This window comes from Paraburkholderia sp. Cpub6 (assembly GCF_014201065.1).
Classification (GTDB): domain Bacteria; phylum Pseudomonadota; class Gammaproteobacteria; order Burkholderiales; family Burkholderiaceae; genus Paraburkholderia; species Paraburkholderia tuberum.
This window is the reverse complement of record NZ_JACHDM010000018.1, coordinates 1-14,918: the sequence shown is the minus strand read 5'-3', so window position 1 is coordinate 14,918 and position 14,918 is coordinate 1. Positions and strand designations below refer to the sequence as shown.

Here is a 14,918-nt window from a genome sequence, read left to right as displayed (position 1 = left end):
AAGAATAGCAGTTTATCGACGGGCGCGGCCGCACTATCGTCCGCTATCTGCTGCTCGCCGGCCCCAGCCGCGCCGCGATCGTGCGGCATGCCGCAAGCAACGGCTCGATGTAAGTGGCTTGCACATCGTCGCGTCGGCGGAAGGTCGGCATGCTGATGCTCACGCAGCCGGCCACGCGGCCGTCAGGCCCGCGAATCGCGGCGCCGTAGCAGCAGATCGATACTTCGTTCTCCTCGCGGTCTTCCGCGTAGCCGCGCTGCGCGGTCGCGTCGAGCTCGCGGCGCACGGCGTCGAGGTCGGTCAGCGTGTGCTCGGTGAAACGCTCGAGCGGCGCGTTCTTCAGCAGCGCCTCGCGCTCGGCCACGCTGAGTGTCGCCAGATACGCCTTGCCGACCGAACTCGACGTCAGCGACACGCGCGTGCCGATGCGCGATGCCATGCGCACCGCGTGCGGGCTTTCGAGCTTTTCGATGTAGACCATCTCGCCCTGGCTGGGCACCGCGAGGTGGATCGTCTCCGATGTGAAGTCGCGCAACGCCATCAGCGCATCGACGGCCGCGAGCCGCAGGTCCGAGCGCTCCCAGCTATGGCTCGCAAGGTTGATCAGGCGCGGTCCGAGGCCGAAGGTGTTGCCGCTGCCGCTCGCGACGATCAGCCCTTCAGCCTGCAAAGCCGCGACGATGCGATGGACGGTCGGGCGTGGATAGCCGCTCGCCGCGCTCAGCTTCGCGACGTTGGGCGGCGTTGGCGCATCGGCGATCAGTTGCAGCACCGCGATGAACTTCGAGAACGCGGCCGCGCCGGCGATGGCCTTGGAGTCGGCTTTGTCGTCGGCGTGCCCGACAGCGTCATGGCCGGCGGCGCCAGCGTGGGAACGGGGTTTGGAAGCGGAACTCGACATCGCACAGAGGCAGGGCAGGGGTACGCAATTATGCCTTTATCGATGGCGACGAACGACGGCGGCGCCGCTTCACGCGCCGACTCGATCACGCGACGAGATATCCGCCGTCGACCGGCACGATTGCGCCCGTCATGAACGACGCCGCCGGCGAGCACAGGAACACCGCGACCTGCGCGACTTCCTCCGGCGTGCCCCAGCGACGCAGCGGCGTACGTTCCAGAATCGCCAGCGAGCGGCCATCGTCGTCCTGCAACGCCTGGGTGAGCGGCGTCGCGATCCAGCCCGGCGCAACCGCATTGACGCGAATGCCGTCGGCGGCATAGGCGATCGCGAGCGACTTCGTTAGCTGCGCCACCGCGCCCTTGCTCGCGCTATAAGCGGGCACGAGACCGCCGCCGAAAAAACTCAGCATCGACGCCGTATTGACGATGCAGCCCGCCGACGCCTTCAACGAGTCGCGCGCGGCGGCGCACACGCGCATCGTGCCGTTGAGATTGATATCCATCACGCGTTCGAACACGTCGAGCCGATGTTCTTCGACGCGGCTGATCACGCCGGCGCAGTTGACCACGATGTCGAGACGCTCGAACGCGTTCACCGCGGCCGTGACGGCGTTGCCCGAGCGGACATCCAGCGTGACGCGCGCAATCTCGCGATTGAGCGTATCGGGCGTGCCTTCGGGCAACGGCAAACCAGCCGCCACCGTGTGCGCGCCAAGCTGCGCGAGCGTGTTGGCGATCGCCGCGCGCCGATACCGGACAAGCCGCCGGTCACGAGCGCGGTCTTGCCTTCGAGGAGCTGGTTCTGGAACGTCATGGGAGAAGCCGACTCAGGTGGGTTGGGTCTCGATCGAACGAGCCGCCCAGATAGCCGCCGAAGTTCTGCATGCTGCCGAGCGACGCCACCAGATGTCGCGGCGCGGCGCGGCGACGCTGACGAGCGCCCATGCGCTGCCGCTCGACAGGTTCACGAACAGCATCGCGAGCGACACGTAGACGATCGCGAGCGTCGTGCTCGGTGTGTAGGCGGCCGGCACGGTGAATGCGGCCGCGCCGACGAGACCGACGCACAGCGGCCACTTGCGGCTGCGGATCGGCGCCATGCCGCGCTTCAACAGATAGTCGGCGATCACGCCGCTGCTCGCCATGCCGATCGTGCCGAACACATACGGAATCGCGACGAGCCAGCCGGTGTGCGCGATGCTCAGATGACGCTCACGCTCCAGATAGCCGGGCAGCCACGTCAGATAGAGCCACACCATGTAGATCACGCCCATGAAGCCGAAGATCATGCCCCACGTGTTGCGCAGCTTGAACAGCGCGCCCCATTCGGACCAGCTGAGGCCCTGCGGATTCTCCTGGCCGGTCGCGCCTTCGTTCAGATGCGCGGTTTCTTCTTCGGTCAGCGCGATTTCGCTGCGATTGCGATAGACGAGGTACCACGCGAGCGCGACGACAACGCCGACCACGCCCATCATGACGAACATCGTTCGCCATCCGAAGGAAAGCATCAGCACCGTGAGCAGCGGCGGTGCGATCATCGGCGCAATGGTGGATGACGAGATGAAGGTGCCGATCGGCGTGCCGCGCTCGCCTACCGCGAACCATTCGCTGATGACTTTCGCGCCGGCCGGAAACAGCGGCGCCTCGGCGATGCCGAGCACGACGCGCGCCGTGAGGAAGTGATTGAGCGTCTGGATGAAGCCGCCCGCGACCTGGGCGATCGACCACACGAGCATGCCGAGGCCGAGCATCACGCGCGATCCGAAACGGTCCAGCAGCGCGCCGACCGGCAACTGCGCGAACGCATACGACAACGAGAACGCGGACAGCAGCAGCCCCATCTGCGAAGCGGACAGATGCAATTCCTCGCTGACCAGATGATTCGCGATCGACAGCGTGCTGCGGTCGAGATAATTGACGATGCCCGCCACCGTCAGGAAGACGACGGCGACCACCTGGATACGTTTCAGCCGCTGCGACTTCTGAAGCATGTTTGTCTCCTGCGCAATGGGTCCTGCTGTGTGGGAATGGTGTTGCCGTGCCTGTCGGTATTGCGGCGTCCTGGCCGTTGGTTCCGTTGGGGGCTTGCGCGGCGTTTTACCGGACGAACCGCTCGACGTAGTCTTCGCCGAGGCCCACCGCCGCGTAGTGCTTGCGGCACATGTCGATCTTCGTGAATACGTCTTCGTAACCGGTGTAGTTCCCGTACGGATCGCAATAGAACATCACGCCGTTGACCTGGAAGTACGTGATCATTTCCTCGACGTCCTCGGGCACATACAACGTATGCGTTTCGCCCGGCGGCTCGTACACGTAGCTGCCTTCGGTCGCGACCCAGTCATGCTCGAGATAACGCCAGCGGCCCTTGAGCACCATGCCGTGCACGGCCTGCGGATGACGATGCCGGCTCAACACGCCCGAGCGGCGTACGCGCAGCAGATTCATCCAGTATCCCTGCGACGCATTCAGGCACAGTGGGCGGAACGACACGTTTTCTGCCTGCGGGACCCATACGCGTTCGTCGGTCGGAATCGCGAAGGGCACGACGATTTCCTTTTGCGCTTCCTTCGGGAACGGTAGCTGGTACGGCGTCAGGTCGGATTGATTGGCCCCTTCCATAGGAAATTCCTCGCGCAGTGTGCAGAAAAAAGCAATGTCCACATTGTGGATAAAAAGTCCACGATATGGTTATTATCGGAACCGCTTTGGGCGGGGTCAATCCTGGGGAAATTACTGGTCAGGCACGATAAAGCGATGCCGCACTCGTTCTCGAATCGCGCGAAAGATGCACGTGTTGCTATCTCATAAAAGCCGCACGACACGCAAAAAACGCCTGAAACAAGGCCTGCGCGCGCATTCTGATCGAACACCATCTTTAAGTCTGCTTTAAGTGGAGGCCACTACATTACGCATCCACCACGTAACCCTCCGCAAGACTCCCTGACTATGACCACCAAAAACTATTGGCGCGGTAGCGCTGCGATCTGCGTCGTCCTCGCAATCGGCGGCGCGTATGCGCTGAGCCATCGCAATGCCGATGCGTCGGTGAACGACGCGCAGGGCCCGACGTCGTCGCTGCACGCGGCGGCGGATATCGTCGGCTCGCGCTCGTCGGCACCGGACTTCTCCAGTATCGTGACGCGCTATGGCCCGGCGGTCGTGCATATCGGCGTGAAAGAAGCCGCGTCGGTCGACGAGAACGGTCAACGCAAGAGCGGCGGCGAAGCGCTCGGCTCGGGCTTCATCATCAGCCAGGACGGGTACATCCTGACCAACAATCACGTCGTCGACGGCGCGACCAGCGTGACCGTGAAGCTCACCGACGGCCGCGAATTCCACGCGCGCGTGATCGGCAAGGACAAGGCCACCGACGTCGCCGTCGTCAAGATCGACGCGACCAATCTGCCGACCGTGAAGATCGGCAACCCGGACAGCAGCAAGGTCGGCGAATGGGTCGTGGCGATCGGCTCGCCCTACGGCTTCGACAGCACGGTGACCTCGGGCATCATCAGCGCGAAATCGCGCTCGTTCTCCGACGATAGCCCGATCCCGTTCATCCAGACCGACGTGCCGGTCAACCCGGGCAACTCGGGCGGTCCGCTGTTCAACCTGAACGGCGAAGTGATCGGCATCAACTCGATGATCTACTCGCGCACCGGCGGCTTCCAGGGACTGTCGTTCGCCATCCCGATCGACGCGGCGATGCACGTGAAGGACCAGCTCGTGAGTACCGGTCACGTGAGCCGCGGCCGCATCGGCGTGGGCGTGCAGCCGCTCAGCGCCGATAAGGCCAAGGCGCTCGGCCTCGACTCGACGGGCGGCGCACTGGTCGGCTCGGTCGATCCGAATGGTCCCGCGCACGCAGCCGGTCTGCGCCAGGGCGACGTGATCGTCGGCGTGAACGGCAAGCATATTGGTAATACGACCGAATTGATCGGTCAGGTCGCGCAACTCTCGCCGGGCAGCAAAGCGACGATCAGCGTGTGGCGCAACGGCGGCGAAAGCAAGCTGGCGGTGACGGTGGGCGCGCAGCAAGCGTCGGACATGGCGTCGGCCGCGCCACGCGAAGAGCAGCAGGAACAACCGCAGCAGCAAAACCGTCCGCGTCTCGGCGTCGCCGTGCGTGCGCTGACTCAGGACGAACAGCAGCAAGCGCAACTGCCGGGCGGCGTGGTGGTGCAGCAGTCCATCGGTCCGGCCGCCGAAGCCGGCATTCAGGCGGGCGACATCATCGTTGCCGTCGACGGCAAGGTGATTCACGGCGTCGAGCAGCTGCGCCGCATGATCGCTCAGGCGGACGACAGCGTGTCTGTCACCGTGGTGCGCGATGGTGAACAAGCATCGGTCGACGTAACGCTTGGCTGATGAGTAGAACCCGCCGGTGCAATGCCGGCGGCGGGCACGACGCGCTGCTGTGGCGCGCGTGCCTCAGTTGGACGGGTGGACCCCCTCACTGTGAGACGTGCTTTGCGTGACGTTCCGCGGCTCGTCGGGCCCGCCCCCCAATGCGACGTAAAGCGACACCCCGTTCTGCAAGGCCGTCGCCCGAAGCTGGATCAGCTGCTGCTCGGCGGCAAACTGATTGCGTCGCGCATCCACCACCTCGAGATAGATCGAGATCCCGTTTTCGTAGCGCAGCTCCGCCGTTTCGGCGAGTTGCCGCTGCGCCTGCACCGCCTGTTCCTGCGCCGCGATCTGTTCCTTGTAGCGTTGTCGCGCGACCAATGCGTCGGACACTTCACGAAACGCGTTCTGCACCGTGCGCTGATAATCGGCGACCAGTTCGTCGCGGCGCGCGCGCGCCTGCGATAGTTGCGCCTGGCGCTGTCCCGCATCGAAGATCGGCATGCCGACCAGCGCGCCGAACGACCATGCCTGCTTGGCCGGCACGAACAGATCGCCGAGTTCGGGCGACACATATCCGAAGCTACCCGTCAGCGCGATGCGTGGAAAAAAGTCCGCACGAGCGGCGCCGATGTCGGCATTGGCTGCGCGCAGTTGCTGCTCGGCCTGCTGGATGTCCGGCCGGTCGATCAGCAGTGCGGAGGGCAGGCCCGCATCGAGCTCGCGGAACTGCGCGGCGTCGGCGATCGGCGGCGCCGGCGGTAGCGACCCGCTGAGCGGCCCACCGATCAGCACCTCGAGCAGATGGCGCTGCTGCGCGGTGGTCCGTTGCAGCTCGGCCAGCTGCGTCTGCGCCTGCGTGACCAGAATGGCCGCCTGGTCGTAATCGACCATCGACGTGACGCCCGCGTCGAGCCGCATCTTCGCGACTTCCAGCGCGTAGCGCCGACTGTCGAGCGTGTGTTGTGCAAGCTCGATGCCTTCCTCGCCCGAGCGGATCGCGTAGTAGTTCGACGCGACATTGCCGATCAGCGACAAACGGAACGCGTGCTGCGCGTCGACGGTGGCCAGATATCGACGCCGCGCGGCTTCGCTGGTGTTGCGCACGCGCCCCCAGAAGTCGAGTTCGAACGACGTCACTGCGGCCTGCACGTTGTACTGGTTGAACTGGACCGAGATGTCCGTGTTGTCGAACTCGGGATCGATCGAACCGAGTGGCGCCCTGGTGCGGGTCGCACCCGCGTTCGCATTGACCTGCGGCAAACGCGCGGCGTTCTGGATGCGATAAAACGCGCGCGCCTGCTCGATGCGCGCGATCGACGCGGCGAGATCGCGGTTGTGCTCGAGCGCCGCCTCGATCAGCAGCTTGAGTTGCGGATCGGCGAAGAAGGTCTGCCAGTCGACTTCGCTTGCCAGATGCGCGGTGGCCGGATTGGCGGTCTCCGTCGTGTCGAAACGATCCGCGATCGGCAATTGGGGCTGCTGATAGTTCGGCGCAAAGTTGCAGGCGGCGAGCGAGCAGCAGAAGAGGGGCAGCACCAGGCGCACATGAAGGCATTTACGCATCGCGCTGCCCTCCACCCGAATCGCGCGGCATGCCTGTCGGCAGATCGTCATCGTCGAGATCGATGCTGCGTTTCTTGCGGCTCAGCCAGCGTCGCGCGGCGACATAGAACAGCGGCGTAAAGAAGACGCCGAACATCGTCGCGGTCAGCATGCTGCCCATCACGCCGGTGCCGACCGCGCGGCGGCTCGCCGCGCCCGCGCCGGTCGCGAGCACGAGCGGCAGCATGCCCAACACGAACGTGACGCTCGTCATCAGAATCGGGCGCAGACGCTGCTGTGCGCCGCTTTTGGCGGCGGCTAGCGCGTCCCTTCCTTCGGATTCCTCCTTGATCGCAAATTCGACGATCAGAATGGCGTTCTTCGCGGCAAGGCCGATGATCGTCACGAGGCCGATGTTGAAATACACGTCCGCGGACAGTCCACGCAGCATCGTCAACAGTACCGCGCCGATCACACCGAACGGGATGATCAGCAACACCGCGACCGGAATCGCCCAGCTCTCGTACAGCGCCGCGAGCAACAGGAACACGACCACGAGCGACAGCCCGAGCAGCATGCCGATCTGGCCGCTCGCCTGTTTTTCCTCGAGCGCGGTGCCGGTCCATTCGTAACTCAGGTTGCCGGTCAACACGTGCGACGCGATGCGCTCCATCTCGGCGATCGCCGCGCCGCTCGAGCGGCCGGGCGCGGCCTGACCCGACAGCGTCGCGGACGGAAAGCCGTTATAGCGTTCGAGCTGCTGCGGTCCGGAAATCCAGCGCACGCGCGTGAACGCCGAGAACGGCACCATCTCGCCGCGATTATTGCGCAAGCGCAGCGAAGTCACGTCCTCGGCACGCATGCGTTGCTCGGCGTCCGCCTGCAACAGCACGCGCAGCACGTTGCCCTCGAACACGAAGTCGTTCACGTAGTTCGAGCCGAACGTCAGCGCAAGCGCCTGATTGACCTGACCGATTTGCAGGCCTAATGCGCGCGCCTTCACGCGGTCGATCTCGACATACAGTTGCGGCGCTTCCGGCATGCCCTCGGCGCGCACGCCCGTGAGAACGGGGCTTTGCGACGCCTCGATCATCATCCGCCGCGCGGCCTGTTGCAGCGCTTCGCCGCCGATGCCGCTGCGATCCTGGATCTTCATCGTGAAGCCGGTCGCGTTGCCGAGCGACGGAATCGGCGGCGGGTCGAGCGCAAAAATGATCGCCTCGGGAATCTGCCGAAACGCCGCATTCGCGCGACGCACCAGCGCGCTCGCCGAATTGGCCTCGCCCGAGCGCTCGTCCCACGGCTTCAGATCGACGAACGACAGAGCCGCCGATTGCCCCTGGCCAAAGAAGCTGAAGCCCGTCACGGACGCGACGTTGCGCACTTGCGGCTGGGTTCGCAGAAACGCCTCGACCTGGTCGATCGCGTGCTGCGTGCGCTGGTCGGTCGAACCCGGCGGGCCGGTATACGTAATGAAGATATGCCCCTGGTCCTCGGTCGGCAGAAAGCCGGTCGGCAGCCGCGTGAAGAAAAACACGGTGATCGCGCAGGCCGCGACGAACACCAGCAGCCAGCGCAGCGGCGAGCGCAGCATCGCATCGACGCCCACGATATAGCGTGTGGTGCCCGCGTCGAGCCCACGATTGAAGCCGTCGAACACGCGATGCAGCAGACGCGAAGCCGCGTTCTTCGGCCGCTCTTCGGCGGCCGCCTCGCTGCGCAACAGCGCCGCGCACAACGCCGCGCCGAGTGTCAGCGCCAACATCGTCGACAGCAGGATCGACACCGCGAGCGTGACCGAAAACTGCCGGTAGATGCCGCCCGTCGAGCCCGGAAAAAACGCCATCGGAATGAACACCGCGACGAGCACCAGCGTACTCGCGATCGCCGCGCCCGATATCTGCCCGATCGCCTTCACCGTTGCGCGCGGCGCGCCGAGCCCTTCCTCGCGCATGATGCGCGCGACGTTTTCGACGACGACGATCGCGTCGTCGTTGAGGATACCGATCGCGACCACCATGCCGAACAGCGACAGAATGTTGATCGACAGCCCGAACAGGTAGAGCCCCGCGCACGTGCCGATCAACGCGATCGGCACCACGATCGTCGGGATCACGGTCGCGCGCCAGTCCTGCAGGAACAGGAACACCACGACCGTCACGAGCACCAGCGCCTCGACCATCGTGCGGATCACGCCCTGCACCGAGGTCGTGATGAACGGCGTGGTGTCGAACGGCACGGTCCACGCGACGCCGCGCGGGAAGATCGGCTGCAATTCGGCCATGCGCTGGCGCACCGCGCTGGCGACTGCGAGCGCGTTCGCCCCGCTCGCGAGCTGGATCGCGATCCCGGCCGACGCCTTGCCGTTGACGGTCAGGCGGTTGCCGTAGCTGTCGTTGCCGAGCTCGACGCGCGCGACGTCGCCCACCCGCACGGTCGAGCCATCCGGATTCGCGTGCACGATGATTTCGCGGAACTGCTCGGGCGTCGTGAAGCGGCTTTGCGTGACGATCTGCGCGGTGAATTCGGAGCCCGGCGCGATCGGCTGATCGCCGAGGCTGCCGCCTGCGGTCTGGCTGTTCTGCTCCTGGATCGCCTGCAGCACCTCGCTGGCCGACAGCCCAAAGCCCGCGAGCTTGCGCGGATCGAGCCAGATCCGCATCGCGTACGACGAGCCGAACAGTTGCACGTCGCCGACGCCGTCGATACGGCGCAGCTCGTTGATGATGTTGTTCGACGCGAAGTTGCCCATCGCGACGGCGTCGGTGGTGCCGTCGGTCGCCTGCAGTGCAAGCAGCATCAGAAAGCCTGACGACGCCTTCGTCACGCTCAAGCCGATCTGACGGACTTCGAGCGGCAGGCGCGGTTCGACGCGGCTCAGACGGTCCTGCACCTGAGTGCGCGCGATGTCGAGGTTGGTGCCGGGCTTTAGCACCACGGTGATCTGCATCGTGCCGTTCGAGCGGCTCACGGACGACATGTACAGGAAATTCTCGATGCCGTTCATCTCGTCTTCGACGATCGACGTGACGGTACGCTCGAGCGTGCTCGCGTCCGCGCCGCTGTAGACCGCGCTGATGGTGAGCGACGGCGGAGCGACGTCGGGGTACTGCTCGACCGGTAGCAGCGCGAGCGCGATCGAGCCGAACAGCACGATGAAAAGGGCGATGACCCACGCGAAGACCGGCCGGGCGACGAAGAATCGATTCATCGGCGAGCCCGTCAGTGCGCGGTCGAAGCGGGAGCAGGGGACGCGGCCGAATGCGCCGCTGGCGACGCATCGGGGGCGGGCCGCGCGTCGACCCGTTGACCGGGCTGCACCTTCTGCCAGCCATCGACGATCAGGCGCTCGCCGGGCTTCAGACCGTCGCGCACGGTCCAGCGTCCTTCGCCCTGTTCGCCGAGATAGATATTGCGGCGGACCACGGTGCCGTCGTCGGCGACCAACGCAACGCTTGCAATGCCGTTGTCGAGCTGCACCGCGCGCTCGGGAATACGGATGCCCCGCACATTGCCCGCCGCGATGATGCGCCCGCGCACGAACTGCCCCGGCAACAGCGTGCGGTCCGGATTCGCGAACCGCGCGCGCACCGTCTGCGTACCGGTCGACGGATCGACGACGAGATCGGCGAAGTCCAGAAAACCGCGCTCGTTGTAGACCTGGCCGTTGGCAAGGATCAGTTGCACCTCGACGTGCTTCATGCTGGTCGGCTTGCGCGCGCCCGACTGGATCTGCTGCTCGAGGTCGAGCATCGCGGTATTCGACTGCGTGAACACTGCGTTGATCGGCGTCAGTTGATTGACCTGCGTGAGCAGCGTGGCGGCGCCCGCGCTGACGAGCGCGCCTTCGGTGACGAGCGCGCGGCCCGCGCGTCCGGCGATCGGCGTGCGCACGATGCAGCGATCGAGCCGCAATTGCGCAAGCGAAACCGCAGCTTGCGCATCGGAGACATTGGCCTGCGCCTGCTGCATCGTCGCGAGCGCGGCGTCGTATTCCTGCGCGCTGACCGCATGACGGCCGACGAGCGGCTTGAACCGGTCCACCACCGACGCCGCGTTGTCGCGAACGGCGCTCGCGCGCGTGAGCGCGGCCTGCGCCTGCTGCAACTGCGCGCGATAGTCGCTCGCGTCGATCTGGAAGAGTGGGGCGTTGGCCGGCAGGTCCGTGCCTTCCTGATAGAGCGTGCGCTGGACGATGCCGTCGACGCGCGCGCGGATCTCGGCGGTGCGCACGGCCTCGATGCGGCCAGGCAACTCGACGACATCGGCGACAGGGGTGGTGGAAACCGTTTCGACCAGCACGGGAACCGGCGGCATCGACGCGGCGGTGGGAGTCTGCGACCGGTCGTTGCAGGCGGCAAGCAGGAGCGGCAAACCGGTGATCAGAAGCGATACGGCACGACTACGCAGGCGGAGTGCGGAGCAAAGCAAGAGAAACTCCTTTGATCAAGGCAGTCTTTTTTGCGCGTGAGATCGGTGACGGTTTTAACGGTTTGCGGTCGAATTAACTATTCAGAACGTGTGTGGGTGCGTTAATGCGGGGAAAAGATTTCTGTTGATCCTACCGTGTCTGGGTGGCTTGTCAATTTATTCTTGGTGGTCGCGAGTGGAATGGACTCGCAACGACCAGGCGGCGGACGCAGTGGTCACGACCGGGGGATTCCCGCTCGCAGACGAGATCTTGAATGGTAATTGTCAATTACATGTCAATTGTCATCCGGCAATTGCCGCAATTCAAAGGCATGCAATTGTCATCGAAATCGAGGCGCCCCAAAAAATATTCCGAGTCGCCACACACTCACGTACGTTTGCGCTCCGGATGCCGCAACACCGAATGGTTGCGGCCGTATGACAGATAAATCGTCATGCCGATCACGAGCCACACGACGAGCCGCAGCCACGTGACGAGCGGCAAGCCGACCATCAGCAGCAGGCAGAACAGGATGCCGAGCACTGGCACGACCGGCACGGCGGGCGCCCGGAATGGACGCGTCGCCTCCGCGTCGCTGCGCCGCAGATAGATCACCGCGCCGCACACGAGGACGAACGCGAACAGGGTGCCGATGCTGACCATCTCGCCGAGCACGCCGATCGGTGTCAGCGCCGCGACGATCGCGACGACGGTGCCGATCAGGATCTGACTCAGATAGGGTGTATGCAGACGCAGATGGACCCTCGAGAAAAAGTGCGGCAACAAACCGTCTTGCGACATCGTGAAGAAGATGCGGCTCTGTCCATAGAGCAGCACGAGTATCACGGTGGTCAGCCCCGTCAACGCGCCGATTTTGATCAGGATCGAGAACCACGTGAGCCCGATCGCGTCGACGCCCTTGGCGATCGGATCAGGAACGTTCAGCTCGGGGTACGGAACGAGGCCGGTCAGCACACCGGCGACGAGGATGTACAGCACCGTACAGATGATCAGCGAGCCGAGAATGCCGATCGGCATGTCGCGCTGCGGCTGTCGCGCTTCCTGCGCGGCGGTCGACACCGCATCGAAGCCGATGAACGCGAAGAACACCACGGCCGAGCCGCGCAGAATACCGCTCATGCCGAAACTGCCGAACTGGCCGGTATTGGCAGGAATGAACGGATGCCAGTGTTCCGGCTTGATGAAAAACACGCCGATGGCGATAAACGCGACCACCACCGTCAGCTTGATCGCGACCATCACGTTGTTGAGCCGCGCCGACTCCTTCGTCCCCAACACGAGCAACGTGGTCAGGATCGCGATGATCAACACCGCCGGCAGGTTGATGACGCCGGTGACCGTCGAGCCGTCGGCCAGTTTGACGATGGTGCCGGGGGCGGCGGCGAGGGTAGGTGGAATGTCGATGCCGACGTTGCGCAACAGGCTCACGATATAGCCGGACCAACCGACCGCGACGGTCGCGGCGCCCATCGCGTACTCGAGGATCAGGTCCCAGCCGATGATCCACGCGAAGATCTCGCCGAGCGTCGCATACGTGTACGTGTAGCTGCTCCCGCACACGGGCAGCATCGCCGCAAGCTCCGAATAGCACAGGCCGACGAACGCGCACGCGATGCCGCCCAGCACGAACGACAGCGTGATGGCCGGCCCCGCGAACTGCGCGGCGGCGGTCCCCGTCAGCACGAAGATGCCTGCGCCGATGATCGCGCCGATGCCCATCGCGGTGATACTCGTCGCGCCCAGCGTTTTCGACAGGTGACGGCCTTCTTCGACGTCGGCGCTGGCGACGATATCAGCAACGGTTTTGCGTGCCATGTAACCGGTATCGGCCATGATAAGTCGTCCCTTTTCAGTGTTGATCAGGCACGAACCGGTTAGGCTGCCATCGGCTCGTGGAGCACGACAAAAACATCCGTCGCCGTGCACGGCAATGGCCACGGCAAGTGCGGAGAAAGCATCTAACGGAAAATTCAGTCTATGCCGGATTAAAGGCAAAGTGAAATCCGCTTGCTTTGTCGGCGCGCTAGGGCAGTGCGATGGCAGGCGCGCGCAGCGCCGGGCGTGCCGCGGGCCGTGGTGCATTTGTGCATTGCGATCGCAAGCAAGGCCTCTGGTTCGATTCAGGAGGACTTACGATGTGCGATTGCGGAATCGGCAAGCCAACGTGGACGATTTCAGGCTTGCGGGGCGGACCTCAGCCGATCCGTCCGCGCCGCAGCACGCCGCTCAGACCGAGCGAGTGGCCTGGGTCGTAGTAGTGAATGAGGAGCGTGCGCCGCTGTCCGTTCTGTACGTCGAAGTTCGCATGCTGAAGTGCGAAGCCGTTGAATTCATAGACGCTGCCCGGCTTGACCGGAATGCGCTTGCAGTTGCCGACACGCAGATCATGCAAGGTATGCCAGCTGCGCCAGCTGAGCGGCAGGCCGTGCAGGAAGCCATGGCGCATCTTGCAGATCATATTGGTCAGCGTCGTTACGGACAGGCGCGGCTTGCGGTACATCACGAGGTCGCCGTTGTGAACTCCGTCGGGTGCGAGCTGAAGCGGAATCAGCAGCGTCAGCAGGTGCGAGTCGTAGTGGCGGCAGTGGCTCTCGGCCAACGAAGTCTTGCTCGCACAGCGCAGTACGTGGAACGGCTCAGTCGGTAAGTTTGTCTGACCGAACTTCGCGGCCATCGCGCGCGCATTCGCGCAGATCGACTGCTCGAGTTCGCGAAAGGCCTGACCGCGACGCAGCATCTCCGCAATCTTTGCGCCGGACTGCGAGCGCGGTGCCGTCGTGCCAAACAGCTGGTCGATGAACTCGTTGATTTCGACGATCGACTCCTGCGGAATCACGTCATCAAAAGACCTCAAAGCGACGCTTTTGTCGATTCGAATCTGCTGAGTCTCTGTATGCCCACGCACGTCTGTCAGGGTGTCCATAGCCCAAATTTCCATTCGCTTTTTGTTCTACGACCGTATTGAAAAATATTCCCTACGGGGCGCGCATAATGTGCGCCAGCGTACATAAAATCCTCAGGCGGTTGAGCTCGATCATTAAATCTAAAGTCGGATTCATCTGACAGCTTTTGTAAATCTCGTTGGGCCGATTTGGAAAATGCTGCGACTGCGACGATTCAGCCTTGCCTAGGTACGACATTACAGCTTTGCCGCTACATCACAAACGTTGATAATTTATCTTATGTCAAATTGCGGATCCTTCGGAAAAGGCTTCCACTACGCGTCGCACGGGCCACCGTCGATGCGCGTGCCGCGTGTCGGCCCTCCGCCACAAGCGATGCACACCGATGCCCGGTAGACGATCGCGAATCGTCCGAACCGCGACTCTTTCGCCTGCCACAACTGACGCCGGGTGCAGCCCGATTCAGTGACCAACAAAACTGGCGCGGCAATTCAATTCCAATTTTTATGGGCGGGCCCAATCAGAGCCCTCATGAATTAAGACGCGGCCGTGCGTACAGATTAATTTATGCACGCCACATGCCGAAATTAGACAACTGTTAAATACTGCTTTGCGCACCACGAGAATAAGCTTTGCAGCGAAAGCCAATGCCGCTATCGCAGCTCGCGCGGATTTTTATCGTCGGCTATTGCCTTGTGGCTTAGAGCGTGTTAGGCACTTTTCATAATCGGTGCAGCATGAACGAGCATAAGCATGGCGAAGACGACGAAGTGCAGGCCTGCCAGGGTTTC

8 protein-coding genes and 3 pseudogenes are annotated in these 14,918 nt (G+C 63.8%); 1 reads left to right on the top strand and 10 read right to left on the bottom strand.

Annotated elements, in window-relative coordinates; all coding sequences use genetic code 11:
* Positions 1–43: 43 nt before the first annotated feature.
* The 4 genes and pseudogenes from HDG33_RS25270 to HDG33_RS25255 form a co-directional block, all read right to left on the bottom strand.
* On the bottom strand, positions 44–901 hold the full coding sequence (locus tag HDG33_RS25270; RefSeq protein ID WP_184035134.1) for an IclR family transcriptional regulator: 858 nt from the start codon (positions 899–901) through the stop codon (positions 44–46).
* 85 nt (positions 902–986) lie between these two features.
* Positions 987–1,717: pseudogene (locus HDG33_RS25265) on the bottom strand (SDR family NAD(P)-dependent oxidoreductase).
* Positions 1,718–1,752: 35 nt separating this feature from the next.
* Positions 1,753–2,894, bottom strand: a pseudogene (locus HDG33_RS25260) (MFS transporter); the annotation flags it as partial.
* Between the two features lie 106 nt (positions 2,895–3,000).
* Positions 3,001–3,522 (bottom strand): 2,4'-dihydroxyacetophenone dioxygenase family protein, encoded by a 522-nt coding sequence (locus tag HDG33_RS25255; RefSeq protein ID WP_184035131.1) that lies wholly within the window; start codon positions 3,520–3,522, stop codon positions 3,001–3,003.
* A 327-nt stretch (positions 3,523–3,849) separates the two neighbouring features.
* On the opposite strand from HDG33_RS25255, the gene HDG33_RS25250 reads away from it, so the two are divergent.
* On the top strand, positions 3,850–5,268 hold the full coding sequence (locus tag HDG33_RS25250) for a trypsin-like peptidase domain-containing protein (protein ID WP_184035128.1): 1,419 nt from the start codon (positions 3,850–3,852) through the stop codon (positions 5,266–5,268).
* A gap of 63 nt (positions 5,269–5,331) precedes the next feature.
* Here HDG33_RS25250 and HDG33_RS25245 read toward each other — a convergent pair whose 3' ends face one another.
* The 6 genes and pseudogenes from HDG33_RS25245 to HDG33_RS37585 all read right to left on the bottom strand — a co-directional run.
* Positions 5,332–6,813, bottom strand: coding sequence for an efflux transporter outer membrane subunit (locus tag HDG33_RS25245; protein WP_184035125.1), 1,482 nt, complete (start codon positions 6,811–6,813; stop codon positions 5,332–5,334).
* Positions 6,806–10,003, bottom strand: a complete 3,198-nt coding sequence (locus HDG33_RS25240; protein ID WP_184035122.1) for a multidrug efflux RND transporter permease subunit — start codon at positions 10,001–10,003, stop codon at positions 6,806–6,808. The genes HDG33_RS25245 and HDG33_RS25240 overlap by 8 nt, the downstream gene beginning before the upstream one ends.
* A gap of 11 nt (positions 10,004–10,014) precedes the next feature.
* On the bottom strand, positions 10,015–11,223 hold the full coding sequence (locus tag HDG33_RS25235; RefSeq protein ID WP_184035119.1) for an efflux RND transporter periplasmic adaptor subunit: 1,209 nt from the start codon (positions 11,221–11,223) through the stop codon (positions 10,015–10,017).
* A 367-nt stretch (positions 11,224–11,590) separates the two neighbouring features.
* Positions 11,591–13,057: an amino acid permease gene (locus tag HDG33_RS25230; RefSeq protein WP_184035116.1), complete on the bottom strand. Its 1,467-nt coding sequence runs from the start codon at positions 13,055–13,057 to the stop codon at positions 11,591–11,593.
* Positions 13,058–13,418: 361 nt separating this feature from the next.
* Entirely contained in the window at positions 13,419–14,147 is a 729-nt protein-coding gene (locus HDG33_RS25225; RefSeq protein ID WP_184035113.1) for a hypothetical protein, read from the bottom strand.
* A gap of 690 nt (positions 14,148–14,837) precedes the next feature.
* A pseudogene (locus HDG33_RS37585) lies at positions 14,838–14,918 on the bottom strand (IS5/IS1182 family transposase); the annotation flags it as partial.

Coding starts and splice junctions, on each gene's coding strand:
- HDG33_RS25270 (WP_184035134.1), bottom strand. CDS start 901: ATGTCGAGTTCCGCTTCCAAACCCCGTTCCCACGCTGGCGCCGCCGGC.
- HDG33_RS25255 (WP_184035131.1), bottom strand. CDS start 3,522: ATGGAAGGGGCCAATCAATCCGACCTGACGCCGTACCAGCTACCGTTC.
- HDG33_RS25250 (WP_184035128.1), top strand. CDS start 3,850: ATGACCACCAAAAACTATTGGCGCGGTAGCGCTGCGATCTGCGTCGTC.
- HDG33_RS25245 (WP_184035125.1), bottom strand. CDS start 6,813: ATGCGTAAATGCCTTCATGTGCGCCTGGTGCTGCCCCTCTTCTGCTGC.
- HDG33_RS25240 (WP_184035122.1), bottom strand. CDS start 10,003: ATGAATCGATTCTTCGTCGCCCGGCCGGTCTTCGCGTGGGTCATCGCC.
- HDG33_RS25230 (WP_184035116.1), bottom strand. CDS start 13,057: ATGGCCGATACCGGTTACATGGCACGCAAAACCGTTGCTGATATCGTC.
- HDG33_RS25225 (WP_184035113.1), bottom strand. CDS start 14,147: ATGGACACCCTGACAGACGTGCGTGGGCATACAGAGACTCAGCAGATT.